This window comes from Actinomadura coerulea (genome assembly GCF_014208105.1).
GTDB lineage: Bacteria > Actinomycetota > Actinomycetes > Streptosporangiales > Streptosporangiaceae > Spirillospora > Spirillospora coerulea.
On record NZ_JACHMQ010000001.1, the window covers coordinates 3,157,315 to 3,183,412 of the forward strand.

Here is a 26,098-nt window from a genome sequence, read left to right on the forward strand (position 1 = left end):
GGCGGTCAGCGCGCCGCGCGAGCCTTCCGGGCATGAACTCCTCCGCCCGCAAGTGGGGCACCTTCGCGGTCTGCCTGCTGGTCGCGCTGGTGCCGAACATCGACCTGACCGCGCTGAACCAGGCCGTCCCGCACCTGTCCGCCGACCTGCACCCCTCCGGCACGCAGATCCTGTGGATCGCCGACGCCTACGGGTTCGCGCTCGCCGGCCTGCTGATCACGATGGGCGGCGTCGGCGACCGCATCGGCCACAAGAAGCTCCTGTTGACCGGGACCGCGGTGTTCGCCGCCACGTCCGCCCTCACCGCCTACGCGCCGAGCGCGGAGCTGCTGATCGCGGCCCGCGCGCTGCTCGGGGTCGCGGGAGCGACGCTGATGCCGTCCTGCCTGTCGCTGCTGCGGCGCGCGTTCACCGAGCCGAAGGAGCGGACGATGGCGGTGGGCGCGTTCAGCGGCGTCGCCGGCCTCGCGGTCGGGCTCGGGCCCGTCGTCGGCGGCGCCCTGCTCGACCACTTCTGGTGGGGCTCCATCTTCATGATCAACGTGCCGTTGATGGCGGTGGCGCTCGTCGCCGGCGCGCTGGTGCTGCCCGAGTCCAGGAACCCCGTCCCGGGCCGCCTCGACCTGGTCAGCGTGCCGCTGTCGGTCGCCGGCGTCGTCGGCGTCGTGTACGCGATCAAGGAGGCCGCCGTGCACGGCCTGGACGAGCCCGCGGTGTACGTCTCGGCGCTGGCCGGCGCGCTCTCACTGGCGGCGTTCCTCGTCCGGCAGGGGCGGGTCGCCGAGCCGCTGATCGACATCCGGCTGTTCCGCGACGCCGCGTTCTCCGGGTCGGTCGGCACCAACATGTTCGCGATGTTCACCCTGGTCGCCCAGTCGCTGATCTTCTCGCTGTTCTTCCAGCTCGCGCTCGGCTGGTCGCCGCTGCGGGCGGGCCTGGCGGGCCTGCCCGGCGCCGTCGGCGCCATGATCGGCGGCGCCGCGCTCGCCCCGCCGCTCATCAACGCGCTCGGCCGCGCCCGCGCCGTGGCGGCGGGCATGGCGCTGTCGGCCGGCGGCTTCGCCCTCTACATGGCGATCGGCCTGCACACGTCCTACTGGACGATGGTCCCGGCGATGCTGCTGGCGGGCATCGGGATGGGGCTGGCGATGACGGTCACCGCCGACACCGTCCTCGCGTCGGTCCCGAAGGACCGCTCCGGCGCCGCGTCCGCGATCTCCGAGACGGCCACCGAGCTCGGCGGCGCGCTCGGCATGGCCGTCCTCGGCAGCGTGCTGAACGCGGTGTACCGGAACGTCCTGGACCTGCCCGCCGGCGTCCCGGCCCCGGCCGCGTCCGCCGCCCGCGACTCCCTCGGCGGCGCGCTCCAGGCCGCCGCGAACCTGCCCGGGGCGCTCGGCGGCCAGGTCGCCGACGCCGCCCGCGGCGCCTTCGTGGACGGCATGCACGCCGCCCTCACCTGCAGCGCCGGCCTCGCCCTGCTGGTCGCGGTCTTCGCCCTGGTCACCCTTCGCAACGTCCCCAAAGTCATTTCCGACGCCGAGGAGCCGGAGCTCGTCTCCGCCCGCTGACCACCGTGATCCCGCCCGCAACCCGGGCGGGATCACGGCGTTGTCGGGGGATTCGCCCTGACCCGCCCGGGAAAAATGTGATATCACTTTGCTATGCCAGTGATAACGCGGGAGAAGGGAGACGGGATGAAGGACGCGGCGGCGAAGGTGGACATGCCCCGGCCGAAGATCACCGAGCGGGAGGCGGCGGACCGGAGCGGGTGGGGGATGCTCGGGGTCGCGGTGGCGCTGGTCCTGGCGGGGGCGGCGGCGGCGCTCGGCGGGGTGGCGGCGGGCGGGGGCGCGGCGATCGCGGCCGGCGCGACGGCCGGGTCGCTGCTGGCGCTCGCCGGGCTGATCCTCGCCGGGGGGCTGACGCCGGTGGCGCCCGGCGAGGCGCGGGTGCTCCAGCTCCTCGGGCGGTACAAGGGGACCGTCCGCAACGACGGGCTGCGGTGGGTGAACCCGCTGACGGAGCGGCGCAAGGTCTCCACGCGGATCCGCAACCACGAGACCGGGCTGGCGAAGGTCAACGACCTGGACGGCAACCCGATCGAGATCTCGGCCGTGGTGGTGTGGCAGGTCGCCGACACCGCCCGGGCCGTGTTCGAGGTGGACGACTTCGTGGAGTTCGTGGCGTTCCAGACCGAGGCGGCCGTCCGGCACATCGCGGGCAGCTTCCCCTACGACGCCCATGACCGGACGTCGCTGCGCGACAACGCCGACGAGATCACCGGGCAGCTGTCGGACGAGCTGGCGCAGCGGGTGGCGTCCGCCGGGGTGAGGATCGTCGAGTCGCGGATCACCGGGCTGGCGTACGCGCCGGAGATCGCGCAGGCGATGCTGCGCCGCCAGCAGGCGGGCGCGGTGGTGGCGGCGCGGCAGCGGATCGTGGAGGGCGCGGTCGGCATGGTGCAGCTCGCCCTCGACCGGCTGGACGAGGAGAACGTGGTGGACCTGGACGAGGAGCGCAAGGCGGCGATGGTCAGCAACCTGCTGGTGGTGCTGTGCGCCGACCGCGACGCCCAGCCGGTGCTCAACACCGGCTCGCTCTACCAGTGAGCGCCGCGACCAGTGGCGGAGCGCAAGAAGATCCTGCTGCGGCTCGACCCGGCCGTGCACGACGCGCTGGCGCGGTGGGCGGCGGACGAGCTGCGCAGCACCAACGCGCAGATCGAGTTCCTGCTGCGCAAGGCGCTCGCGGACGCGGGGCGGATGCCCGGGTCGGCGGGACGGATGCGAGGGCCCGGGCGGCCGCGCAAGGCCCGGGACGACGAGGACCAGGAGAGCCCGCCGGGCGGCGGGGGTGAGGACTAGCCGACGGACGGGACGGCGCGGGGCGGCCAGAACCGGGGCCGCCTGCGCGCCGGGAGGCCCTCGGAGGCGACGGCAAGTGCGGAACCCTACAAGATCCGGGGCACCGAACTTGTATCGGCCCCGCACCGCGACCGGGCGGCGCGCCCCATAGCCTGCTCGGACATGGACCCCGAACGCCTGATCTATCCCCTCATGAAGCACGTGGTCATGGGACCCGCGATGCGCCTGGCCTTCCTGCCGAGCGTGAGCGGCCTGCGGCACGTCCCGCGGATGGGGCCGGTGATCCTCGCGGCGAACCACCTGGGGTTCCTGGACTCGTTCGTGCTGCCGCTGATGGTGCCGCGCCGGGTCCACTTCCTCGGCAAGCACGAGTACTTCACCGGGGCGGGTCTGAAGGGCCGCGCCACGGCGACGTTCTTCCGCAGCGTCGGCGCGATCGCGGTGGACCGGTCCGGGGGGCGGGCCGCGTTCGACGCGCTCGACACCTCGGCGGCGGTGCTGGAGAGCGGCGGGGTGTTCGCCATCCACCCCGAGGGCACGCGGTCGCCGGACGGGCGCCTCTACCGCGGCCGGACGGGCGTGGCGCGGCTGGCCATGCGGACCGGGGCGCCGGTCGTCCCGGTGGCGATCGAGGGCACCGACAAGGTGCAGCCGCGGGGGCAGGCCGTCCCGCGGCCGGGGCGGATCGGGCTGCGCATCGGCGCGCCGATGGACTTCCGGGGACGCGACCGGGGCGTCCCGCGCGGCCGGGCCGCCCGGGAGATCACCGACGAGATCATGGAGGCCATCCAGGGGTTGTCGGGCCAGGAGTACGTGGACGACTACGCGCCGAGGCCCGCCGAGCCGCGCTGACCGTCCGCCCCATGTTTCGGCGTGACCGATTGGGCACCATTCATGGGGACGGATGGAGATGATGTGGAAATCACCATGGACCTCGTGCTTCCGCGCGACGTGGCGAGCGTTCCGGCGACGCGCAAGCTCCTGGACGCGGCACTGGCCGCGCTCGGTGTCGAGGGCCACATCCGCGACGACATCGAGATGATGCTGACCGAGGCGTGCACCAACGTGATCAAGCACGCCGAGCACGGGGCGGACTACACCGTACGGGCGATGATCCAGGACCTGCGCTGCGTGATCAAGGTGATCGACTCGGGCACGGGCTTCGACGCGGCGCGCGTCCCGGCCCCCGATCCGTCCGCCGAGCAGGGGCGCGGTCTGATGATCATGAGGGCGCTGGCCGACGACGTCCGGTTCGCCTCGTTCCCCGAGGACGGGGCACTGGTCGCACTGGAGAAGCGCCTGGCCTACGGCGAGGACAGCCTGGGCGGGCTCCTCACCGCCGAGAGCGAGGCCACCGTCGGGGACGGCTTCCGGCTCGGTTCGGACGAGCTCGCCGCCCGGCTGTTCGAGATGGCCCGGGCCGGCGACACCCAGGGGCTCCTCTCGCACGTGAACGACGGGGTGCCGGTGAACCTGTCCGACCACCGGGGCGAGACCCTGCTGATGCACGCGGCCTGCCACGGGCACGTGGAGACCGTCCGGGCGCTCACACTGCGGGGCGCCGACCCGGACCGGGCCGACGACCGCGGCCACCGTCCGCTGACGGGCGCGGTGTTCAAGCGGGAGACCGAGGTCGTGCGGGTCCTGCTGGAGGCGGGGGCCGACCCGCGGGCGGGGTCGCCGTCGGCCGCCGACACCGCGCGGCTGGTCGGCGACACCGAGCTGCTCGCGTGGTTCGAGGGGACCGCTCCCCCGCCCGCGTGAGCGCTCAGCGCCGCACGCGCAGCACGAGCACCGCCACCAGCAGCGCCGCCGCGGCGAACCCCGCGCCGGTCGCGAACGCCGCGTCCATGCCGCCGACGGCGTCCGCGGGGCCGTGTCCGGACACCGCGGACCCGTAGGCCGTCACCATGACGGCCGACCCCAGCGACCCGCCCGACCACAGCATGGCCTGGGCGACCCCGGCGGCCGCGCCGGACTGCTCCGGTTCGACGCTGCCCAGGATCGTCGCGTTGAGCGGCAGCATCGACAGTCCGCCGCCCGCACCCATCAGGAGGAACGGGGCCAGCAGCGCGGCGGTGTAGCCGTCCCCCGGCGCGAGCCGGGACAGCCACACCAGGCCGACGGTGAGGAGGGCGGTTCCGGCGACGACCAGGGGGCGGGCGCCGACGCGCGCCAGCAGGCGCGGCGCGGTCCGCACGACGGCGAACTGCATCCCCACCATGGGCAGGAACGCGGCCCCGGCGCGCAGCGGCCCGTAGCCGAGGACCTGCTGCAGGTACTGGGTGAGGAAGAAGAACGAGCCGAACATGGCGGCAGCCAGGCACAGCTGGGTGAGGTAGGACGCGGCCCGGTCGCGCCCGGTCAGCAGCCACAGCGGCATGAGCGGGCGGCGGGCGCGGGCCTCGACGGCCACGAAGGCGGCGAGCAGCGCGGCCGCCGCGCCGAACGCCGCGAGCGCCCGGCGGTCGTCCCAGCCGTCCGACCCGACCCGGATCAGCGCGTAGACGAGCGCGGTCATGCCCGTCGTGGAGGCGAGGGCGCCGAGGGCGTCGAACCGGCCGGGGCGCCGCGGCGTCTCGGTGAGGACGCGCGGCGCGGCCAGCGCCAGGACCACGCCGACCGGGACGTTGACGAAGAACACCCACCGCCACGACCCGGCCTCGGTCAGCACCCCGCCGGCGATCATGCCGACGGCGGCGCCCGCGCCGGTCACCGCGGAGAAGACGCTGAGCGCGCGGACCCGGGCGGCGCCCTCGAAGTTCGTGGCGATCAGAGCCATGGCGCTCGGCGCGGCGACGGCGGCGGCGACGCCCTGGGCGGCGCGGGCGGCCAGCAGCCACCAGCCCGCGTCCGCGAACCCGCCCGCCAGCGACGCGGCGGTGAACAGCACGATGCCGGCGGTGAAGGCGCGGCGGCGCCCGAACACGTCTCCCGCTCGCCCGCCGAGCAGGAGCAGGCCGCCGAATGCGAGCATGTAGGAGTTCTGGATCCAGGCGAGGCCCCCGGTGGTCAGGCCGAGGCCCGCCCGGACGTCCGGGAGCGCGATGGTGACGACGGAGGTGTCCAGGCCGATCATGAGCTGGCAGCCGACGATGACGGCGAGGACGGTTCCTGCACGATGATGGAGGGGCGGCGCGGACGCGCCGGGAGGTGTCGACTCCCGGGTCGCGGCCGTCCGCCCGCTGGTTGCGGTCAAGGCGAACCTTCCCAGAAATAAGGAACGGCGAAGTACACTATGTGGGGAACGTACCACCGATGCACGCTAAAGAGAACGCTAGCGTTCACTATTTTCGGGATCGTGCCGTGACCCGTGCCGACTCCGGCGCCCCCGCCGACCCGGGGCCCGCGACCACCCGGCGCCGCGGCGGCGAACTGGAGGCCGCGATCTTCGACGCCGTGTTCGCCCAGCTGGAGGCCGTCGGCTACCCCGGGCTGACGATGGAGGGCGTCGCCGCCGCGGCCCGTACCGGCAAGGCCGCCCTCTACCGGCGCTGGCGCTCCAAGAACGAGCTGATCAGCGACGCGCTCAAGCACGTCCTGCCCGAGCCGCCGACCCCGCCGGAGACCGGCTCGGTGCGCGAGGACATGATCCAGATCCTGCGCTGCCTGCGCGACACGCTGATCGCCTGCCGCGGCGCGGCGTTCCGGGTCCTGAAGGAGGACAGCGAGGAGGGGGTCGGGCTCGTCCACGACGTCGTGCGCGACCGGCTGTCCAAGCCCGTCCGCGACCTGCTCTACGAGGCGCTGCGCGAGGCCGCCGCGCGCGGGGAGATCCGGCCGGAGACCGCGACCCGGCAGATCGCGAACGTGGGCCCGGCCGTGATCGTGTACCGCAACCTCACCGAGGGCGGCCCGATCGCCGACGACGACCTGGCCTCGATCGTCGACGAGGTGCTCATGCCGATCGTGCGCCCCTGACGAAAGTCGGGGTGCGCGGCGGCCGTTCGACCATGATCGGAAGTGGCCCGCCGCCGGGAGGCTGGGGCCATGCGATCATCCGTACCCCGCCGCCTCCTCGCGGCCGCGGCCGTGCTGCCCCTCGCCCTGTCCGCGTGCGGCACCTCCGCCCACGCGACGAAGACCGCCGCCGCCGCGCCCGCCGCGTTCGAACTGCCCCGCCCCACGGGCCCCCACCAGGCCGTCGGGACGACCGAACTGCACCTGGTGGACGCCGGGCGCGCCGACCCGTGGGTGCCCGGCCGGACACGCGAGCTCATGGTCAGCGTCTGGTATCCGGCCACCCGGGCCTCCGGGCCGAAGGCGCCCTACCTGCGTCCCGGCGTGGCCGAGGAGCTCTCGAAGGTCGACGCGCTCGGCGTGTTCAAGGCCGGGACCGTCGACTGGGCCGGCGCCCGGACCCACGCCGCCGAGGGCGCCCCCGCGGACGCGCGGCGCGCGCGGCCCGTCGTCCTGTACTCCCCCGGGTTCGGCGTCCCGCGCGCGCTCGGCACCACGATCGCCGAGGAGCTGGCCAGCCGCGGGTACGTGGTGGTGACCGTGGACCACACCTACGAGACGGCCCCCGTCGAGTTCCCCGGCGGGCGGGTCGAGCTCCAGCGCCTCCCCCCGCAGGGGCCGCAGCGGCTGAAGACCGGGCTGGACGCGCGCGTGAAGGACACCCGCCTCGTCCTCGACCGGCTCGCCGCGCTGCGGGCCGGCCGCAACCCCGACGCCGAGGGGCGGACCCTGCCGAGCGGGCTCGGACGGTCGCTCGACCTGTCCCGGGTCGGCATGTTCGGGCACTCCGCGGGCGGCATCGAGGCGGCCGAGGCCATGCGCACCGACCGGCGGGTGGACGCGGGCATCGACATGGACGGCACCATGCAGTACGCGGAGAACGACTTCGTGCGGGTCGCCGAAACCGGGCTCGACCGCCCGTTCATGCTGATGGGCGCCGCTTCGGGCGGCTCTCCGCAGACGCACCTGACGACCCCGTCCTGGGGATCGTTCTGGAACCGCTCGACCGGGTGGAAGCGCGACCTGAACGTGCCCGCCGCGAGCCACTACTCCTACACCGACGTCCAGGCGATCCTCCCGGCGCTGGACGGCGCGCTCGACGTCCCCGCCGAGCACCGCACCGCCCTCATAGGGACGGTCGACCCCGAACGGATGACGGCGTCGGTGCGGGCCTACGTCACCGCGTTCTTCGACCGGGCGCTGCTCGGGCGGCACCGCCCGGTCCTCGACCGGCCCTCGCCCCGCCACCCGGACGTGCGGTTCATCCGCTGACCAGGCCGTGCGCGCCCTCGCCGTCGGGCAGGATGAGCTGGCGGCGGGGGTAGGGCATCTCGATGCCCTCCTTGGCGAAGCGGCGGTGCAGCCGCTTGACGAACTCGTGCTTCAGGCGGAACTGGTCGCCGAACTCGTCGGTCCGCAGGATCACGGTGAAGCCGATCGAGGAGTCGCCGAAGGTGTGGAACCGCACCAGCGTCTCGCTGTCCTTCACCCCGCCCTGGACCTCGTTCATGACCTCCTGGCCGACCTCCACGACCACGTTCTCCACGCGCTCCAGATCGCTCTCGTAGGCCACGCGCGCCTGGATCAGCAGCGACATGTCCTCGGCGGGGCGGTGGTAGTTGGTGAGTATCGTGTCGGAGAACCGCTGGTTCGGGATGACCTCGATGTTGTCCGACAGCGTCCGGATGGAGGTGTTGCGCCAGTTGATGTCGACGACGTACCCCTCCTGGCCGCTGCTGAGCTTGATGTAGTCGCCGGGCTCGATCGTCTTGGACGCCAGGACGTGCACGCCCGCGAAGAGGTTGGCCAGCGTGTCCTGGAGGGCGAGGGCGACCGCGAGACCGCCGACGCCGAGCGCGCCGAGCAGCGGCGAGATCGAGATCCCGAGGCTCTGCAGCATCACCAGGACGCCGACACCGATCACGAGGACCCGGGTGATGTTCGCGAAGATCGTCACATTTCCGGCGACACCCTGCCGGACCATCGCGATCGAGGTGACCGAGCCCGCGATCAGGCGGGCCAGCGCCAGCGAGACGATGAGGATGGCGGCGGCCGTGAGCGCCTTGGCGATCACGGCGAGCGTGCCGCCCGGCAGTTCCAGCGCCCTTGCCGCGCCCCACAGGCCGAGCAGCACCGAGACGGGCACCGCCAGGTCCTTGATCAGGCGGGCGGCCAGGTCGTCCCACGTCCACCGCGTGTCGCCCGCCCGCTTGAACAGCCGGCCGGTGAGCAGCCGCAGCACCACCGCGATCCCCACCGCGAGCACCAGCACGGCGGCGGCGCCCACTATTCGATGCCAGCTCAGATCGCCCAGGTCAGCCATGACGCTGAAGATTCCTCCTCTGTCCGGGGAGGCACGGCGCCGCCCGCTGAAATATCCGTTTTGCGTGTTACGAGTCCCTGATCGTAGTGAAGACCGGAGGCACTGCGAGGCACATCACGGCACATCTGGCTCCGGGGACCGGCGACCTGCCGGTTACGATCGATCGAGTGGTAGGCGTGGGAATGATGCGACGGCTCGGGGTCACGGCGCTGGGATTGCGGAACGGCCCCCACCGGGTGACGGTCGAACGCGACCTGGAGGTTCCGGCGGCCGACGGCGTGACGCTGCTGGCCGACCGGTACTCGCCCGCCGACGTCGAGAAGGCGCCGACGGTGCTGGTCCGCTCGCCCTACGGCCGGCGCGGGCCGTTCGGTCTCATGTGCGGGCAGGGCTTCGCCTCGCACGGGTTCCAGGCCGTCGTGCAGAGCGTGCGCGGGGGTTTCGGGTCCGGCGGCGTCTTCGAGGCGCTGGACGAGCGGGAGGACGGCCTCGCCACCATCGAGTGGCTGACGTCGCAGCCGTGGTTCGGCGGCACGTTCGCCATGCACGGCCCGAGCTACCTCGGCTACGTCCAGTGGGCCGTCGCCGCCGAGGCCGGACCCGAACTGAAGGCGCTGTCGATGCAGGTCACGGCGTCCACCTTCCGGGACGCCGTCAACGTCGGGGGCACCTTCGCGCTGGAGTCGGCGCTCATCTGGGTCGACCTGACCGCGCGGATGAAGAACTCGCTGTCGGGCATCACGACCGGCATCATGTCGCCGCGCCGCGCCCGCCGCGCCACCCTGTCGGGGCGCCCGCTGGCCGAACTGGACCGGCTCGCGACCGGCGAGCAGCAGCGCTTCTTCCAGGACCTGCTCGTCAACGGCCCCGACACCCCGTTCTGGGACAAGCGCGACTTCAGCACCACCGTGTCACAGGTCACCGCGCCGGTGAACATGACGGGCGGGTGGTACGACATCTTCCTGCCCTGGCAGATGAAGGACTACGCGGCCCTGCGCGCCGCCGGCCGGCGCCCCTACCTGACGATCGGCCCCTGGTTCCACGCCGACCAGCGCATGATGCGCGGCTCGGTCGCCGACGCGATCGCGTGGTTCCGCGCCCACCTGCTGGACGACCCGTCCGGCCTGCGGACACAGCCCGTCCGGCTGTTCGTCACCGGTGCGGAGGAGTGGCGCGAGTTCCCCGACTGGCCCGTCCCCGGCATGCGGGAGGAGCGCTGGCACCTGCACCCGGCGGGCGCCCTGGCCCCCGACGGGCCGCCGGAGTCCGAGCCCGACGCCTACCGCTACGACCCGAACCACCCCACGCCGTTCCTCGGCGGCCCCACCCTGCTCGGCGAGACGCACCCGTCCACCGACCAGAAGCGCCTGGAGCGCCGCCGGGACGTGCTGACCTACACCTCGGGCGTCCTGGACGAGGACATGGAGGTCATCGGCCCGGTCACCGCCGACCTGCACGTCCGCTCGAACCGCGGGCACACCGACTTCGTCGTGCGGCTCTGCGACGTCACCCCCGAGGGCGAGTCCCTCAACCTGTGCGAGGGCATGCGCCGCCTCGTCCCCGGCACCCCCGAGCCCGGGCCCGACGGGGTCCGGCGCGTCGCCGTCGAGCTCTGGCCGGTCGGCCACCGCTTCCGCCGCGGGCACCGCGTCCGCGTGCAGGTCGCCAGCGGCGCCTACCCCCGCGTCGCCCGCAACCCCGGGACCGGCGCGCCGATCGGGACCGCCACCGAGATGCTCACCGCCGACCAGGAGATCTTCCACGCGCCCGGCCACCCGTCCTCGATCACCCTGCCGATCGTCCGCTGACCGGCGGGGCGGCGGGGTCAGCCGCGGCGGGCCCTGAGGGCCTCCAGCGCCTTGTCGGCGTGGGTGTTCATGCGGACCTCGCTCTTGACGACCGCAAGGACGCGGCGGTCGGTGTCGATGACGAAGGTCTGGCGCCTGGTCGGCAGGAGGGCCACCGAGCGCTTGACGCCGAAGCGCGCCCGCACCTCGCCGGACGGGTCGGACAGCAGCGGGTAGCCGAGCGAGTGCTTGTCGGCGAACTCCTTCTGCTTCCCGACCGGGTCCGCGCTCACGCCCACCGGGCGGGCGCCCGCCTCGGCGAGCTCGGCGACCACGTCGCGGAAGTGGCAGGCCTCGGCGGTGCAGCCGGGGGTCATGGCGGCCGGGTAGAAGAACAGGACCACCGGGCCATCGGCCAGCAGGCCGGTCAGGGTGCGCGGTTCCCCCGTCTCGTCCGGGAGCTCGAAGTCGTCCACGACATCACCGGGTCTCATGGGTCGAACCTAGCCGAGGCCAGGGATGGGGCTCCGCGCGGTGCGTTCTCGGTATCCGTCGCGAAAACATCGCCGCTGGTGAGCGCATCGCGGACGACCTCGGGGGCAGGTATTCCGATTCGCCAGGTTTGACGGAGAGGGGGGAGGGATAGGAAACTGACCGAGCAGGTGTCTACGACGCAGATACCTCCGAGCTTCCCCTGTGTAGTCCCGGAGGATCCGTCATGCATCGCCCGCTTCACATTGCTCTGGTGTCCGCCTCCGACCTTGACGGCGAGCACCTGCAGTCAGTCCACGTCCGGGATCTCGCCCGCTCCCTCACCCGTCCGCTGGCCGCCGACGGTGAGCCGAACCAGGTGACGGTCTACACGCGCCGCCAGGACCGGTCCGCCCGCGGCCGCGTCCGGCTCGCGCCCGGCGCCGCCCTGGTGAACCTGGACGCCGGGCCCGCCCGCCCGCTGTCGGACGACGAGCTGCTCCAGCACCTCCGCGACTTCGCCGACGGGCTGCGCCGCCGCTGGTCCGGCTCGGCGCGCCCCGACATCGTGCACGCGCACGGCTGGATCGGCGGCCTGGCCGCCTGCGCCGTCGCCCGCGAGCTCGGCATCCCCTTCGTGCAGAGCTACCACGGCGTGGCCGCCGTCGAGCGGCAGGCCGGACGCCAGGTCCACCCGCACCGCGACCGCCTGGAGAAGGCCATCGGGCGCGACGCCGACCTGGTGCTGGCCGGGCACGCCGAGGAGGCCACCGCGGTCGTGCGGACGGGCGTCCCGCGGCCGTCGGTCGCGGTGGTCCCCTACGGCGTGGACTCCGAGCACTTCTCGCAGGTCGGCCCGGCGATGCCGCACGGCGGCCGGCCCCGCCTCGTCATCGTCAGCGAAGACCTCGGCGCCGACGCCGAGACCGCGCTGCGCGCCCTGGTGCACGTCCCCGACGCCGAGCTGGCCGTCGCCGGCGGCCCGGAGCGCGAGGAGCTGGAGCACGACTCGGCCGTCCACCGGCTGCGGCTGCTGGCCAAGGAGCTGCACGTCGCCGACCGGGTCATCTTCCTCGGGCGGCTGCCCCGCAAGACCCTTCCGAAGCTGCTGCGGACCGCGAGCCTCGCGCTCTGCCTGGCCCCGCACCAGCCGTCCCCGACGGCGCCGCTGGAGGCCATGGCCTGCGGCGTCCCCGTGGCGGCGACCCCGGTCGGCGGCAACGCCGACGAGGTCCTCGACCACATCACCGGCATCCACGTCCCGGCGGGCCGGCCCGTCGTGATCGGGCGGGCGGTCCGGCAGCTGCTGTCGGAGGACACCACCCTGCACGGCTACTCGATCGCCGCCGGCGACCGCGCCCGCTCCCGCTACTCCCTGGAGCGGATCGCCGCCGAGACCCTGCGCGCCTACCTGAAGGTGCTGCCCGTCCCGGAGCCCGAGCCGGCGGCGGAGGAGGACGGGGCCGAGCGCGAGACCGGCAAGGCCCCCGCCCTGGTCGGCTGACGCGCACCTGCGGCCACGGGCCCCGGACCCTCCAGGTCCGGGGCCCGTCCACGTCCCCCCGGATGGAATACTCGAGTGAGATGACCAGAAAGGGCAGTTCGTGCTGATCGGCAGGGCGGCGGAGCTCGCGGAGCTGACCGCAGCGCTGGAGCGCGCCGCCGCGGGCTCCGCGGGCGTCGTGCTGGTCAGCGGGGACGCGGGCGTCGGCAAGACGCACCTGGTGTCCGCGCTCACCGCCGCCGCCGCCGACCGCGGCTGCGCCGTGCTCGTCGGGCAGTGCGCCGAGCTGGGCGAGAGCATGCCCTACCTGCCGCTCACGGACGCCCTCTGGGCCGCCGCGCACGCCGGAACGCCGGAGGCGGAGGAGGTCCGCGCCGCGCTCGACGCCCGTCCCGCGCTCGCGCGCCTGCTGCCCGACGGCGAGGGCGGCCCCGGCGCGGGATCCGAGCTCGGCCAGCAGCAGCTGTTCGGCGCGGTGCTCGGCCTGCTCGGGGAACTGGGCGACGAGCGGCCCGTCCTGCTCGTCCTGGAGGACCTGCACTGGGCCGACCGATCGACGCGGCACCTGCTGACGTTCCTGAGCCGCGTCCTGCAGCGCGAACGGATCTGCCTCGTCGGGACGTACCGGTCCGACGACCTGCACCGGCGGCATCCCCTGCGGCCCGTCGTCGCCGAACTGCTGCGGCTCCCGAACGTGACGGGCGTCGAGGTCCGCCCGTTCGGGCGCGGCGAGACGGCCCGGTACCTCGCCGAACTGGCGCGCGGGTCCGCCCCGGTCACGGCGCGGACCGTCGAGCGGGTGCACCGCCGGTCGGAGGGCAACCCCTTCTACGCCGCCGAGCTGTACTCCTCCGGCCTGGACGTCGGCGACGACGGGGCGGCCGGGCTGCCGTCCGCGCTCGCCGACCTGCTGCTGTCGCGGATCGAGCGGCTGTCGGACGCGGGACAGCGGGTGGTGCGGGTCGCCGCCGTGGCGGGGCGCCGCGTCGACGACGAGCTGGTCCGCGTCGTGGCGGGGCTGGACGAGGCGACGGTCGGCGAGGCGCTGCGCGAGGTGGTGTCGCACCAGCTGCTCGTCCCGTCCGGCAGCGGGTACACGTTCCGGCACGCGCTGCTGCGCGAGGCCGTCTACGCCGACCTGCTGCCCGGCGAGCGGACCCGGCTGCACGCCGACTTCGCCCGGCTCCTGTCCGGCCTTCCCGACGGCACGCGCGGGTCGGCCGCCGAGCTGGCGCACCACAGCCTCGCCGCGCACGACCTGCCCGCCGCGTTCGCCGCGTCCGTCCGGGCGGGCCGGGAGGCCGACCGCCTCGCCGCGCCCGCCGAGGCCTACGAGCACTACGACCGGGCGCTGGAGCTGTGGGACGCCGTCGCCGACCCGGAGGCCGCCGCCGGCACGGACCGGATGCGCCTGTCGCTCGCGGCCGCCCGGGCGTCCGCGCGGGCCGGCGAGCTGCGCCGGGCGGTGCACCGGCTGCGCCGGGTGCTGGCCGCCGCCGACCCCGCCGACGTGCTGCTCGGCTGCCTGCTGCGCGAGCACCTGGCCGCCTACCTCGGCGACATCGACGAGGACGTCGAGTCGCAGGCGGTGGCGCGGGAGGCGGTGGCGATGCTGCCCGCCGACCCGCCGACCGTGGAGCACGCCGACGCCCTCGCCACCTACGCGCGGACGCTGATGTACCGGGACGCGGCCGGGGAGATGCCCGGGTACGCCGAGCGCGCGATCGAGACGGCGCGCGAGGCGGGCGCCACCGGCGCCGAGGCCAGCCTGCTGGTCACGCTCGGCCTGTACCGCGAGTCGCGGGAGGCCGACACCGGCGTCGCGGAGGTGTTCGCCCGCGCCCACGAACTGGCCGCGGCGGCCGGCGACAGCTCCATGATCGCGATGCGGGCGGCGTTCCACCACGCCCGGACGAAGTTCGACCGCGGCGACCTCGCGGGCGCGGTGCGCGCCGCCGACGCGGGCGTGAAGTACGCCGTCGACAACGGGATCGTGTGGAGCACGTTCGGCATCGTGCTGCGGTCGCTGCGCTACCTCGTCCACTACACGTCGGGGAACTGGGCGGAGGCGGGCCGGCTCGCCGACGAGTTCGCGGTGCAGGTCGTCCGCACGCCCGAGGCGCAGGTGTCGGCGTACGCCCTGTTCCTGGAGGTCGCGCAGGGCGCGCCGACGGTCGAGGAGCGGCTGCGCTGGATCGCTCCGCTGTGGGGGCAGGACGGGTTCGTCAACTACCTCGCCCGCGGGCTCGCCGCCGAGCACGCGCTGTGGCGCGGCGATCCGGACACGGCCGCCGAGCACATCCGCGACGTCCTCGACACCGTCTACATCGAGACGGTCGGGGCCATCCGCATCGCGGCGACCGGGCTCTGGGCGGAGGCCGAGCGGGCGGCCCGCGCCCGCGCCGCCGGCGACGACGGGGCGCTGCGGGCGGCGCGGGAGACCGGCGACATGCTCCTGCGGATCGCGCGCAGCGTCGTCGCGGTCAACGTCGACGGGGAGCCGCGCGCCTGGCTCGGCTGGGAGGGGCAGGGCTGGCTGGCGCGCGCCGAGGCCGAGCGCCGCCGCCTGGACGGCGTCCACGACGTCGAGCTGTGGCGCCGGGCGGCCGAGCTGTTCACCTACGGCGACGCCGACGGCGGGTTCGTCTACGAGGTGGCGCGGTCGCGGTGGCGGCTGGCGGAGGCGCTGGCCGAGAACGGCGAGCGGGACGAGGCCGCCGTGCAGTGGCGGGCGGCCGTGCGGGCCGCCGAGCGGCTCGGCGCCGGGCCGCTGCTGGGCGCGCTGCGCGACCTCGGCGCCCGCGCCCGGCTCGGGACCGGCCGCGCGGGCGCGGCGCCCCGGACCGGGCCGTCCGGTCCGCTCGCCGCGCTCACCGGGCGCGAGCGGGAGGTGCTGAAGCTCGTCGCGGAGGGCCGCAACAACCGGGAGATCGCGGCGGCACTGTTCATCTCCCCCAAGACGGCGAGCGTGCACGTGTCGAACATCCTCGGCAAGCTGAACGTCTCCAGCCGCACCCAGGCCGCCGCCGTCGCCCACCGCGAGGGAATCTGATCTTGCAATGGCGGGCCGGGCGCCGGTAATGTGCATTTCGTGACTGCCGGGTCGGCCATGGGCCACGAGCGAGTGAGGTTCCCGGCCTCCGAGTGAGGCCGGAGCGGGCGCGAGGCCCGCCTCTTCCACTCCCCCTTCTCTCTTCACCTTCCGTGCGCGCCGCGCGCCTTTGTTTTGCGCGCAAAGCGACGTCATCAGGCATGCCCGCGCTTCCGGCATGCCCTTTCACCACCCTTTCCCAGGCCGCGGCCGCGTGTTCTCTCCGCGGCTTGTTCGCCATGCCCGAAAACAGGAGAAGAATGGATTTCAACAAGCAGGTCATCGAGGAGTTCCGCGCGAACGGCGGGCGGGTCGGCGGCCCGTTCGAGGGCGGGCGGCTGCTCCTGCTGACCACCACCGGGGCGCGCTCCGGCGCCCCGCACACGACGCCGCTCGGCTACCTGCCCGACGGCGTCGGGCGCGTCCTGGTCATCGCCTCGGCCGGGGGCTCGCCGAGGCACCCCGCCTGGTTCCACAACCTGGTGGCGAACCCGCGCGTCACGGTCGAGAGCGGCGTCTTCGCCTACGAGGCCGACGCGGTCGTCCTGGAGGGCGACGAGCGCGACCGCGCCTTCGGGCGGGCCGCAGAGGCCGATCCCGGCTGGGCCGCGTACGAGGAGAAGTCGGGGCGGACGCTCCCCGTCGTCGCGCTGGTCCAGGTCGCCGCCGGACCGCCCGCCGGGCCGGAGTCGCCCGGCGCCATGCTGGTCGCGGTGCACGACGCGTTCCGCAGGGAGCTGGAGCTGATCCGGAAGGAGGTGGCCGCGTCCGGGGCCGCCGTGGGCGCCCAGCTGCGGGTCAACTGCCTGACGATGTGCCAGGGGCTCGGCCACCACCACATGGGCGAGGACCAGCAGTTGTTCCCCGTGCTGGAGCGGCACCACCCCGAGCTCGGGCCGGTGCTGGCGGAACTGAGGGACGAGCACGAGACGATCAGCGCGCTGCTGGAGGAGCTGCGCCGCGTCCTGGACGGCGGCGACCCCGACTCACTGCGAACCGAGGTAGACCGCCTGACCGCAGCGCTGGGGGCGCACCTGGACCGCGAGGAGGATCGCCTCCTCCCGCTCCTCGACGCCCTGGACCGACGTTGACTTGCGGCGTGTTGCCCTTATGAGGGCTCGCAGAAGGGCAACACGCCGCAAGTCGACGTCTTCTAGAGGAGGCCTCTTCCTGGCGTCAGGGGGAGGTCTAGGGCTGTTCGCAGGCCTGGGGGCGCTTTTACCACTGCGGGGACTGCGTTCACCAGGCGCATCGCTGTGGCCTTCAGGCCCGCGGTGTTGTGGTCGCCGTCGGTTCCGAGGAGCCGCAGGTCCACCGTGTAGTTCGGCTCGCCGCGGACCTCGACGCGGTAGCAGCCCGCGCCGGCGGGCTGCGGCCAGTCGGGGGCGAGGTCGTCGCGGAGCCGGGTGACGTGCTCCAGGACGACGACGGCCTCGCCGCCGCGCATCCCCCGCACCTCGAACCGCAGGGCGGCGGCCGTGCCCTTCCCGATGGTCCCGGCGGAGACGGCGAAGGTGTCGGGCGCGGGGAGGCGGGTGTGCCGTTCGGCGATCTCGTCCAGCTCCACGCCGAGGCCGGCGGCGATCTGCCGGACGACGCTCCCCCACGCCATGGTGAGCACGCCGGGTCGCAGCAGCATCGGCACGTCGTCCAGCGGGCGGCCGAAGCCCATGATGTCGAACAGGACCGTGGCCTGGTCGTAGGTGTTGTAGTTGAGGATCTCCATGCAGCGGACCTGGTCGATGCGCTCGCTGATGCCCGTGACGGCGAGCGGGAGCACGTCGTTGGCGAAGCCGGGGTCGATGCCGTTGACGAACACGGACGCGCCGCCGGCCGCCGCCGCCTCGCGCACCGGGTCGGACATCTCCGGCGGGACGACGCCGTCCGGGAACTGCAGGAACACCGGGCTGCTGGAGACGACGTTCACCCCGGCGCGCAGGATGCGGCACAGGTCGTCGATCGCCTCCATCAGCCGGACGTCGGCCATCGAGGTGTAGACGACGCAGTCGGGCCGCAGGGCGAGCAGCGCCTCGGCGTCGCCGGTGGCGGTGACGCCGAGGTCGCGGCCGAGGCCCGCCAGCTCGCCGGCGTCCCGGCCGACCTTGGCCGGGTTGGAGACCCACACCCCGGCGAGCTCGAGGTCGGGCCGGGCGTCGATGCCGGCGATCGCGTGCCGCCCGACGTTGCCGGTGCTCCACTGGACGACGCGGTAGGTCACAGGTCCTCCAGGCCGAGGTCGAGGTTGGGGGCCTCGATGCCGCCGTCCACGCGCAGCAGGCTGCCGGTGACGTAGGCGGAGGCGGGCGAGGCGAGGTAGAGGACGGCGGCGGCCACGTCCTCGGGCTCGCCGACGCGGCGCAGCGGCGTCCTGCTCTCCATCTCGGTGCGCAACTCGTCGCTGGTCATGACGACGTCGAGCGCGGACGTCGCGACGGAGCCGACGGCGACGGCGTTGACGCGCACGCGCGGGGCCAGGTCGAACGCCGCGAGCCGGGTGTAGTGGGCGAGGGCCGCCTTGGCGCTGCCGTAGGCCAGGTAGCCGCGGCCCGCGATCCGCCCCATGGCCGAGGAGATGTTGACGACGCTGCCGCCGCCGGCCTTCAGCAGGTGCGGGACGGCCGCGCGGGTCAGCGCGTGCGCGGTGCCGACGTTGAACCGGAACGCCTTCTCCATGTGCCGGGGCGAGGTGTCCAGGAAGGCGACGGGCATGGCGCCGCCCATGTTGTTCACCACGATGTCCAGGCGCCCGAACTCGCCCGCGGCGAGGTCGGCCAGCTCGGCGGCGGTCTCGGGGTCGGCGAGGTCGGAGGGGACGACCATGGCCCGCCGCCCGGCCGCCTCGATCCCGGCGGCGGCGACCTCGTCGAGCTGCTCGCGCGTCCGGGAGGAGATCACCACGTCGGCGCCCGCCTGGGCGAGCGCCACCGCGGTGGCCGCCCCGATCCCCCGGCCCGCGCCGGTCACCACCGCCACCCTGCCGTCGATTCGGAACCGCTCCGAGATCACCGGCGTCACCTCCGGTCCGTCGCCTCACCGCCCGCACAGCCTACGCAGGAACTAGAACCTGTTTCAATACCAGCGGGACGGGCGGCGCGTGACGGGCGCACACCGGCGGACGGTACATCTTCACGGGTCATTCGTGATGTCCGCCACTAGTCCATTTCCGACATGACTGCAATTCTCTTCCATGTGCGTTCCGGCAACCGGGGCGAAAGGAAGGGGAAACCGGCGTGGACAAGGCGTACGAGCTCTACTGCCTCGCAGACGAGCTCTTCTACGATGCTCCGCCGGTGACCCGCGGCACCGACTTCGACATCACGCGGAGAGAACTCCCCGAGGGCTGGGAAAAGGTCTTCGGCGACGAGTGGGTCGTCTATGTCCCGCCGGTTCAGCGCGCTCCCGAGCAGGGCTGGAAAGTGCACGTCTCCGGATGCCCAGAAAGCGCCGGCGAGGCGCTCGCCGGAGCGTGGGAGTACTGCGTCGCCCGGGGAATCGAGTTCAAGCACCTGCGCGGCCCGGGAACGCTCCGCAGGCGCAATGCCAAGTACGCGCCGCGCGGGGCGAGCGGGAAGCTCGTCACGATCTACCCCGCGGACGAGGCCGAGCTGGCGGAGGTGCTCGCCGGGCTCGGCGCGCGGCTGGACGGCCTTCCCGGCCCCTACATCCTCAGCGACCTGCGCATCGGCGAGGGCCCGCTGCACGTCCGGTACGGCGGCTTCGCCGAGCGCCGGTGCCTGGACGAGCAGGGCCGGCTGGTGCCCGCGCTGCGCGACGGCTCCGGGGAACTGGTGCCGGACCGGCGCGACCCCGTCTTCTCCGTCCCCGGCTGGGTGACCCTCCCCTCCTGCCTGGAATCGCATTTCAAGGCACGCGGCGCCACGACGACGACCGATATTCCCTACCGGATCGAAAAGGCCCTTCATTTCTCCAACGGGGGCGGCGTCTACGCGGCGACCGACACCCGCAGCGGCGCGAAGGTGGTACTGAAAGAAGGCCGCCCCTACGCGGGACTGGCCGCCGACGGCGCGGACGCGGTGACCCGGCTCCGGCGCGAGCGGGATGTACTGGAAAAGCTCGACGGAATCGAGGGGGTGCCCGCCGTTCTCGACTGGTTCGCGCTCGGCGAGCACCATTTCCTGGTCCAGGAGTTCATCGAGGGGCGCACGCTCAACACGTTCTTCGCCGAACGGCACCCGATGCTCGATCCCGAGCCCGATCCCGCGAAGGCCGCCGAGTACACGAAGTGGGCGCTGCGCGTCCACGAGGGCGTGGAACGCGTCGTCGCCGCCGTCCACGAGCGCGGCGTGGTCTTCAACGACCTGCACATGTTCAACGTGATGGTGCGCCCGGACGACTCGGTCGCGCTGATCGACTTCGAGACGGCCGCGCCCGCGGCGGACGGCGGCCGGCAGACCCTCGCCAACCCCGCGTTCCTCGCCCCGCCCGACCGGCGCGGCGCCGACGTGGACCGCTACAGCCTCGCCTGCCTGCGGCTCGCCCTGTTCGTCCCGCTGACCACGCTGTTCGTGATCGACCGGGGCAAGGCCCGGCAGCTCGCCGACCTGATCGCCGAGAACTTCCCCGTCCCCCGGGCGTTCCTCGACGAGGCGGTCGCGCAGATCGCCCGGGACGCCGCGCCCGCCCCCGCGCCCGCGTTCGCTCCGGACGCCTCCGGATGGGAGCGCGCCAGGGACGCCCTCTCGCGGGCGATCCTCGAAAGCGCCACCCCCGAGCGCGCCGACCGGCTCTTCCCCGGCGACGTGGAGCAGTTCTCCGGCGCGTCGCTCGGGCTCGCGCACGGCGCCGCCGGCGTCCTGTACGCGCTGGACGCGACGGGCGCAGGCCGGTTCCCCGCCCACGAGGAGTGGCTGGCGGAACGGGCGTCGAACCCGCGGCGCGGGACGGGGATCGGGCTGTACGACGGCCTGATGGGCGCCGCGTACGTGCTGTCGCGCCTCGGCCACCGCGACGCCGCGCTCGCCGCCGTCCGGCACTGCCTGGGCGAACGGTGGGAGCGGCTCGGCGACGACCTCTACGGCGGCCTGCCCGGATTCGCGCTCGGCCTGGACCACCTCGCCGGCGCGACCGGCGACGTGTTCCTGCACGAGGCGGCCCGCCGCTGCGTGGAGATCGTGGCCGAACGGTCCGGCGGAGGGGGCGGCGGGCGTCCCGGCCTCATGTACGGCGGCGCCGGCGCGGCGCTGATGTTCGTGCGCGCCTACGAGCGCGACGGGAACCCCGAGCTGCTCGACCTGGCCGCCTCCGCGCTGCGCCGCGACCTCGCCGCCTGCGTCACCGACCACAACGGCGCCCTGCACGTCGACCAGGGCAGCCGGGTGCTGCCCTACCTCGGCCGCGGCAGCGTCGGCATCGGCCTCGTCCTGGACGAGTACCTGGCCCACCGCCCGGACGAGCGGTTCGAGGCGGCGCGCGACGCCGTCCGCGTGGCCGCGGCGTCCCGGTACTACGCGCAGCCGAGCCTGTTCAGCGGGCGCGCCGGGATGCTGCTCTACCTGGCGCGGCACGCCCGGTCGGGCCTCAACCCCCAGGACGGGGCGCGCGTGGCGGGGCACGTCCGCGACCTCGCCTGGCACGCCCTGCCGTACGCGGGCGGGCTGGCGATGCCGGGCGAGCACATGTACCGGCTGTCGATGGACCTCGCGACCGGCACCGCCGGGGTGCTGCTCGCGCTCGGCGCGGCCCTCCACGACCCGGCCCCCGGACTGCCGTTCCTCGGGACGGCGCACCGACCCCCCGTGGGGACCCCCACGGCGGCCACCTCTATCCAGCCCGAAAGGAGGTGAAGAACATGGCGCTTCTCGACCTTCAGGGGATGGTGAGCGAGAACGGCGGCGGCGGCAACAGCAGCCTCAGCCTGCTCTGCCACAGCTCCCACAGCATCACGATCTGCCTGTGATGACGCCGGCGGCCATGGCCCCCGTGCCGGGGCCATGGCCGTCACCGTGTTTGGAGACCCCATGACCTCCCCTCCCCCGGCGGTCGGCGCGGACCGGCTGCTGCTGCGCGCCGCCGGGCGCGCACGCGGCTGGACGGCGCTCGTCGCGGCCACGGCGCTGGCGGACGCGGCGGCGGCCCTCCTGCTCCCGTTCGCGCTGGCCCGCGCGATCGACGCGGTCCCGCCGGGCGGAACCCCGGCCGCCGCCGCGCTGTGGCCCTGCGCCGCGCTGGTCGCGGCGGCCGCAGCGGCGGAGGTGCTGTCGGAGCTCGCGACCGGCTGCGCGGCCGCGCGGGCGACGGCGTGGCTGCGGCACACGCTCGTCCGGCACCTGCTCGCGGCGGGCCCCGCGGTGCGCGTCCCGCCGGGGGACGTGGCCGGGCGCATGGTGGGCGGCGCGGCCGAGGCCGGCACGGCGCCCGCCGCCGCGACCGAGGCCGCGGCCGGGCTGCTGCCGGCCGCCGGGGCGCTCGCGGCCCTGTGGCTCATCGACTGGCGGACCGCGGCGGCGATCGCGGCCGCGCTGCCGGCGGTGGCGCTGCTGATGCGGGCGTTCGTCCGCGACATCACCGCGTCCGCGCACCGCTACCTCGCCGTCCAGGGCACGATCGCGGGCCGTCTCGCCGAGGCCCTCGCCGGGACCAGGACGATCGCGGCCGCCGGCACGGCCGGACGCGAGGCGGCGCGCATCCTGCGCCCCCTGCCCGGCCTGCGCGCGGAGGGCGAGGAGATGTGGCGGGTGCAGGGCGGCATCGCGGCGCGCGGCCTGCTGGCGCTGCTGCTCCTGCAGGTCGCGGCCGTCGGGATCGCCGGCGCCGAGCTGGCGGCGGGCCGGGTCTCGCCGGGCGAGCTGGTCGCGACCGTCCAGTACGCGGGGCTCGCCGCCGGGTTCGGGCCCGTCCTCACCCAGCTGCTCCGCCTCGGCCGCGCCCGCGCGGGCGCCCGCCGCGCCGCGGAGGTGCTGGCGTGGCCCGCGCCGCGGCACGGCACCGGCGCCGCGCCGCCGGGCCCGGGCCGCCTGGAGTTCCGCGGTGTCGCCGTCCGCGGCGCGCTGGACGGCCTCGACCTCACCGTCCCGGGCGGGCGCGCCGTCGCCGTCGTGGGGCGCTCCGGCTCCGGCGCCTCGGCCCTCGCCGCGCTCGCGGGCCGGCTCGCCGACCCCGACCGCGGCGAGGTGCTGCTGGACGGCACGCCCCTCCCCCTCCTCGGCCGGACGGCGCTGCGCCGCGAGATCGGCTACGCCTTCGCCCGGCCCGCGCTGTTCGGCGCGACCGTCCGCGACGCCATCGCGTTCGGCCCCTCCCGCCCGCCGGAGGCCCGGCTGCGCGAGGCGGCGCGGGCCGCCCGCGCCGACGAGTTCATCCGCCGCCTCCCCCGGGGCTACGGCACCCCGCTCGCGGAGGCGCCGCTGTCGGGCGGGGAACTGCAGCGGGTGGGCCTGGCCCGCGCGTTCGCCCACGCCGGGCGCGTCCTCGTCCTGGACGACGCGACCTCCAGCCTCGACACCGTCACCGAACTGCGGATCACCGACGCGCTGCTCGACCGCCTCGCCGGCCGGACCCGCCTGATCGTGGCCCACCGGGCCTCCACCGCCGCCCGCGCCGACCTGGTCGTCTGGCTCGACGGGGGGCGAGTCCGCCGGGTGGCCCCCCACGCGGCCCTCTGGCCCGACCCCGACTACCGCGCGGTGTTCGGGGGCCCGGCGTGATCGGGCGGCGGGAGGCGGCGCGGGTCCTGTGGCGCGGCGCCGGGGACGCCGTCCGGGCGCGCCCTCGGGCGGTGGCGCGGGCCGCCGGGTGGTCGGCGGTGGAGGCGGTGCCCGCGGCGGTGTTCGGGAGGGCCGTCGGGGAGGCCACCGACGCGTTCCGGACGGGACGCGCGACCGTGGCCGTCGTCTGGCTCGGCGTGCTCGCCGCGTCGGCGCTGGTGGGTGCGGCCGGGAGCCGCCGGCTGTATCCGGCGCTGGCCGCGATCGTGGAGCCGTTCCGGGACGACCTCGTGCGGCGGGTCGCGACGGGGGCGCTGCACCGGTCGCTGCGGGGGCGGCCCGACACGGGCGCCGTCGCGCGGCTCACCCACCAGGTGGAGATCGTCCGGGACACCTTCGGCGGGCTGCTCGTCGTCGCGCGCGGGTTCGTGTTCACGGCCGGGGCGGCGCTGCTCGGGCTGGCGGCGATGGCGCCGGAGCTCGTCGCCCTGGTTCTGCCGCCGCTGGTGCTCGGGCTGGTGCTGTTCGGGGCGGTGTTCGGGAGGGCGGCCGCGCGGCAGCGGGAGCTCGTCGTCGGCGAGGAGGAGATCGCCGAGCGGACCACCGCCCTGGCCGCCGGGCTGCGGGACGCCGTCGGGTGCGGCGGCGAGGAGCCGCTGCGGGAGGAGCTGGGCGCCGCCGTGGAGGCGCAGGCGGCGGCCGGGCGCGCGGTGGCGCGGCTCGCGGCGGTGCGCGCCGTCGCGCTGGCGGTGAGCGGCTGGGTGCCGCTGCTGCTGGTCCTCGCGGCGGCGCCGTGGCTGATGCGGCGCGGCGCCACGGCGGGGACGGTGATCGGCGCGCTGGCCTACGTCCTGCACGGGTTGCAGCCCGCGCTGCGCACGCTCGTGCACGGGATGGGCGGCAGCGGCCTGCGGCTGGCGGTGACGCTCGGCCGGATCCTGGAGACGGGCGCGCCGGACGCGCCCGCCCCGCCCGAACCCGCGGACCCCGTGCCGGGGGCGCCGGCGGTGGAGCTGCGCGGCGTGAGCTTCGCCTACGGGGACGGCGCGCGGCCGGTGATCGAGAACCTGGACCTGGTCGTCCCGCACGGCGACCACCTGGCCGTGGTGGGGCCGAGCGGGATCGGCAAGTCCACGCTCGCGGCGCTCATCGCGGGGCTGGCCGCGCCCGGCGCGGGCGAGGTACTGGTGGACGGGCGGCCGGCGGGCGACCCGGGCCGCCGGGTGCTCGTGCCGCAGGAGGCGTACGTCTTCAGCGGCACCCTGCTCGACAACCTCACCTACTACGCGCCGGACGCCGGCCCGCGGGAGGCGGGCCGGGCGGTGGACGCGCTGGGGCTGGCGCCGCTCGTCCGCGACCTCGGCGGGTACGGGGCGCGGCTGGAGCCCGGCGCGCTGACCGAGGCGCAGCGGCAGTGCGTGGCGCTGTGCCGGGCCTACCTCGCGCCGCAGCCCGTCGTCGTCCTGGACGAGGCCGCGTACCGGCTCGACCCGGCCGCCGAGGCGCGGATCGAGGAGGCGTTCGCGCGGCGGTCCGGCACGCTGGTCGTCATCGCGCACCGGATCAGCTCGGCGATGCGCGCCCGCCGCGTCCTGGTGCTGGACGGGACCCGCGCCCACCTCGGGCGGCACGCGGACCTGCCCGCGGTGTGCCCGCTGTACCGGGACCTGATCGGGCGCTGGGAGGACGGCTCACAGCCACCCGGCGTCCTCGGCGATCCGGATGGCCTGGACCCGGTTCTCCGCGCCGATCTTGCGGTTGATGCGGGAGAGGTGGTTGCGGACGGTGCCGATCGTCAGGACGAGGTCCTCGGCGATCTGCGCAGCGGAGGCGCCGCGTGAGGCCAGGGTGAGGACCTCGATCTCCCGCTCGGTGAGCGGGCTCTGAGCCGAGCCCAGTTCGGTGAAGGCCATGTCGGGGTCGATGACGCGCGCGCCCTCGGCCGCCCGCCTGATCGCGTCCACGAGCTCGCCCGGGGATGTGTCCTTCAGGACGAGCCCGGCCGCCCGCGCGGCCACCGCGCGCCGCAGGTCGCCGGTCCGGCAGCGGCCCGCCATCAGGACGGTGCGGCACTCCGGGACGGCCTCGCGTAAGGCCCGGGCCGCCGTGAACCCGTCCAGGCCCGGGAGCCCGACGTCGATCAGCGCGACGTCGGGCCGGCGTCTGCGCGCCGTGCGGAGCACCTGATCGCCCGAGCCGACCGCCGCCACCACGTCGAGATCCTTCACCCGGTCGAACAGCGCGACCAGCCCGCCGCGCAGGAGGGGAGCCCCCTCGGCGAGCATAATCCGAATCATTTTCGTCTCCAACACGGCCACCCGTCCGCGATCTGAGAAAGGACAAACACCGAACGCGCTTCGAAGTCAAGTCACGGAGGGGGCCGAGAAGGGGTGACGGGGATTCGGTCAGCGCGAAATCGAATTTTCAAGAG

At 74.8% G+C, this 26,098-nt stretch carries 20 protein-coding genes and 1 pseudogene; 15 read left to right on the forward strand and 6 right to left on the reverse strand.

All coding sequences use genetic code 11. The features are described 5' to 3' along the window. The first annotated feature begins 32 nt into the window (after positions 1-32). The 5 genes from BKA00_RS14565 to BKA00_RS40430 all read left to right on the forward strand — a co-directional run bounded on the left by BKA00_RS14565 (position 33) and on the right by BKA00_RS40430 (position 4,631). A complete protein-coding gene (locus BKA00_RS14565) occupies positions 33-1,571 on the forward strand; it encodes an MFS transporter (protein WP_185025406.1) in 1,539 nt (512 codons plus the stop codon). Between the two features lie 126 nt (positions 1,572-1,697). Beyond that, complete coding sequence (locus BKA00_RS14570; protein ID WP_185034208.1) at positions 1,698-2,612, forward strand: SPFH domain-containing protein; 915 nt, start codon at positions 1,698-1,700, stop codon at positions 2,610-2,612. Between the two features lie 12 nt (positions 2,613-2,624). Continuing rightward, on the forward strand, positions 2,625-2,867 hold the full coding sequence (locus BKA00_RS14575) for a type II toxin-antitoxin system antitoxin (protein WP_185025407.1): 243 nt from the start codon (positions 2,625-2,627) through the stop codon (positions 2,865-2,867). 162 nt (positions 2,868-3,029) lie between these two features. Then, the gene (locus tag BKA00_RS14580) at positions 3,030-3,719 is read left to right on the forward strand and encodes a lysophospholipid acyltransferase family protein (RefSeq protein WP_221493155.1); all 690 of its coding nucleotides are present in this window, start codon (positions 3,030-3,032) and stop codon (positions 3,717-3,719) included. A 63-nt stretch (positions 3,720-3,782) separates the two neighbouring features. Beyond that, a complete protein-coding gene (locus BKA00_RS40430; protein WP_338072130.1) occupies positions 3,783-4,631 on the forward strand; it encodes an ATP-binding protein in 849 nt (282 codons plus the stop codon). A gap of 4 nt (positions 4,632-4,635) precedes the next feature. Here the strand turns inward: BKA00_RS40430 and BKA00_RS14595 are convergent, their stop codons facing one another. Further along, on the reverse strand, positions 4,636-6,066 hold the full coding sequence (locus BKA00_RS14595) for an MFS transporter (protein ID WP_230299087.1): 1,431 nt from the start codon (positions 6,064-6,066) through the stop codon (positions 4,636-4,638). 107 nt (positions 6,067-6,173) lie between these two features. On the opposite strand from BKA00_RS14595, the gene BKA00_RS14600 reads away from it, so the two are divergent. Next, entirely contained in the window at positions 6,174-6,788 is a 615-nt protein-coding gene (locus tag BKA00_RS14600; protein ID WP_221493156.1) for a TetR-like C-terminal domain-containing protein, read from the forward strand. A gap of 69 nt (positions 6,789-6,857) precedes the next feature. Then, entirely contained in the window at positions 6,858-8,099 is a 1,242-nt protein-coding gene (locus BKA00_RS14605) for an alpha/beta hydrolase family protein (protein ID WP_185025409.1), read from the forward strand. On the opposite strand, the gene BKA00_RS14610 is transcribed toward BKA00_RS14605, so the two are convergent. Further along, positions 8,089-9,150, reverse strand: coding sequence for a mechanosensitive ion channel family protein (locus tag BKA00_RS14610; protein ID WP_185025410.1), 1,062 nt, complete (start codon positions 9,148-9,150; stop codon positions 8,089-8,091). The two genes, BKA00_RS14605 and BKA00_RS14610, sit on opposite strands and share 11 nt — an antisense overlap. 182 nt (positions 9,151-9,332) lie before the next feature. On the opposite strand from BKA00_RS14610, the gene BKA00_RS14615 reads away from it, so the two are divergent. After that, the gene (locus BKA00_RS14615; RefSeq protein WP_185034220.1) at positions 9,333-10,958 is read left to right on the forward strand and encodes a CocE/NonD family hydrolase; all 1,626 of its coding nucleotides are present in this window, start codon (positions 9,333-9,335) and stop codon (positions 10,956-10,958) included. Between the two features lie 17 nt (positions 10,959-10,975). Here BKA00_RS14615 and BKA00_RS14620 read toward each other — a convergent pair whose 3' ends face one another. Further along, positions 10,976-11,431: a peroxiredoxin gene (locus tag BKA00_RS14620; protein ID WP_185025411.1), complete on the reverse strand. Its 456-nt coding sequence runs from the start codon at positions 11,429-11,431 to the stop codon at positions 10,976-10,978. A gap of 224 nt (positions 11,432-11,655) precedes the next feature. On the opposite strand from BKA00_RS14620, the gene BKA00_RS14625 reads away from it, so the two are divergent. The 3 genes from BKA00_RS14625 (at position 11,656) to BKA00_RS14635 (ending at position 17,094) form a co-directional block, all read left to right on the forward strand. Next, entirely contained in the window at positions 11,656-12,912 is a 1,257-nt protein-coding gene (locus BKA00_RS14625; RefSeq protein WP_185025412.1) for a glycosyltransferase, read from the forward strand. Positions 12,913-13,012: 100 nt separating this feature from the next. Beyond that, positions 13,013-15,964, forward strand: coding sequence for a helix-turn-helix transcriptional regulator (locus BKA00_RS39855; protein ID WP_185025413.1), 2,952 nt, complete (start codon positions 13,013-13,015; stop codon positions 15,962-15,964). A 299-nt stretch (positions 15,965-16,263) separates the two neighbouring features. Next, the gene (locus tag BKA00_RS14635; RefSeq protein ID WP_221493157.1) at positions 16,264-17,094 is read left to right on the forward strand and encodes a nitroreductase/quinone reductase family protein; all 831 of its coding nucleotides are present in this window, start codon (positions 16,264-16,266) and stop codon (positions 17,092-17,094) included. Between the two features lie 62 nt (positions 17,095-17,156). Here the strand turns inward: BKA00_RS14635 and BKA00_RS38930 are convergent, their stop codons facing one another. Further along, the gene (locus tag BKA00_RS38930) at positions 17,157-18,221 is read right to left on the reverse strand and encodes an NAD(P)H-dependent amine dehydrogenase family protein (protein ID WP_185025416.1); all 1,065 of its coding nucleotides are present in this window, start codon (positions 18,219-18,221) and stop codon (positions 17,157-17,159) included. Next, a complete protein-coding gene (locus BKA00_RS14645; RefSeq protein WP_185025418.1) occupies positions 18,218-19,009 on the reverse strand; it encodes an SDR family oxidoreductase in 792 nt (263 codons plus the stop codon). Before BKA00_RS14645 ends, BKA00_RS38930 begins: the two co-directional genes overlap by 4 nt. A gap of 224 nt (positions 19,010-19,233) precedes the next feature. Here BKA00_RS14645 and lanKC point away from each other — a divergent pair, with 224 nt between their 5' ends. The 4 genes from lanKC to BKA00_RS14665 all read left to right on the forward strand — a co-directional run bounded on the left by lanKC (position 19,234) and on the right by BKA00_RS14665 (position 25,508). Then, a complete protein-coding gene (lanKC, locus tag BKA00_RS14650; protein ID WP_185025419.1) occupies positions 19,234-21,807 on the forward strand; it encodes a class III lanthionine synthetase LanKC in 2,574 nt (857 codons plus the stop codon). A 5-nt stretch (positions 21,808-21,812) separates the two neighbouring features. Beyond that, positions 21,813-21,920, forward strand: a complete 108-nt coding sequence (locus BKA00_RS14655) for a SapB/AmfS family lanthipeptide (protein WP_179847703.1) — start codon at positions 21,813-21,815, stop codon at positions 21,918-21,920. A 61-nt stretch (positions 21,921-21,981) separates the two neighbouring features. Further along, on the forward strand, positions 21,982-23,667 hold the full coding sequence (locus tag BKA00_RS14660; RefSeq protein WP_185025428.1) for an ATP-binding cassette domain-containing protein: 1,686 nt from the start codon (positions 21,982-21,984) through the stop codon (positions 23,665-23,667). Further along, positions 23,664-25,508, forward strand: a complete 1,845-nt coding sequence (locus tag BKA00_RS14665; protein WP_230299088.1) for an ATP-binding cassette domain-containing protein — start codon at positions 23,664-23,666, stop codon at positions 25,506-25,508. The genes BKA00_RS14660 and BKA00_RS14665 overlap by 4 nt, the downstream gene beginning before the upstream one ends. On the opposite strand, the pseudogene BKA00_RS14670 reads toward BKA00_RS14665, so the two are convergent. Continuing rightward, positions 25,440-25,964: pseudogene (locus tag BKA00_RS14670) on the reverse strand (response regulator); the annotation flags it as partial. The gene BKA00_RS14665 and the pseudogene BKA00_RS14670 overlap by 69 nt on opposite strands. Positions 25,965-26,098: the final 134 nt, after the last annotated feature.

Bases quoted from the DNA above. Each gene is read 5' to 3' on its own strand.
- BKA00_RS14565 (WP_185025406.1), top strand. From the start codon at position 33: ATGAACTCCTCCGCCCGCAAGTGGGGCACCTTCGCGGTCTGCCTGCTG.
- BKA00_RS14570 (WP_185034208.1), top strand. From the start codon at position 1,698: ATGAAGGACGCGGCGGCGAAGGTGGACATGCCCCGGCCGAAGATCACC.
- BKA00_RS14580 (WP_221493155.1), top strand. From the start codon at position 3,030: ATGGACCCCGAACGCCTGATCTATCCCCTCATGAAGCACGTGGTCATG.
- BKA00_RS14605 (WP_185025409.1), top strand. From the start codon at position 6,858: ATGCGATCATCCGTACCCCGCCGCCTCCTCGCGGCCGCGGCCGTGCTG.
- BKA00_RS14610 (WP_185025410.1), bottom strand. From the start codon at position 9,150: ATGGCTGACCTGGGCGATCTGAGCTGGCATCGAATAGTGGGCGCCGCC.
- BKA00_RS14615 (WP_185034220.1), top strand. From the start codon at position 9,333: ATGATGCGACGGCTCGGGGTCACGGCGCTGGGATTGCGGAACGGCCCC.
- BKA00_RS14620 (WP_185025411.1), bottom strand. From the start codon at position 11,431: ATGAGACCCGGTGATGTCGTGGACGACTTCGAGCTCCCGGACGAGACG.
- BKA00_RS14625 (WP_185025412.1), top strand. From the start codon at position 11,656: ATGCATCGCCCGCTTCACATTGCTCTGGTGTCCGCCTCCGACCTTGAC.
- BKA00_RS14635 (WP_221493157.1), top strand. From the start codon at position 16,264: ATGGATTTCAACAAGCAGGTCATCGAGGAGTTCCGCGCGAACGGCGGG.
- BKA00_RS14655 (WP_179847703.1), top strand. From the start codon at position 21,813: ATGGCGCTTCTCGACCTTCAGGGGATGGTGAGCGAGAACGGCGGCGGC.
- BKA00_RS14660 (WP_185025428.1), top strand. From the start codon at position 21,982: ATGACCTCCCCTCCCCCGGCGGTCGGCGCGGACCGGCTGCTGCTGCGC.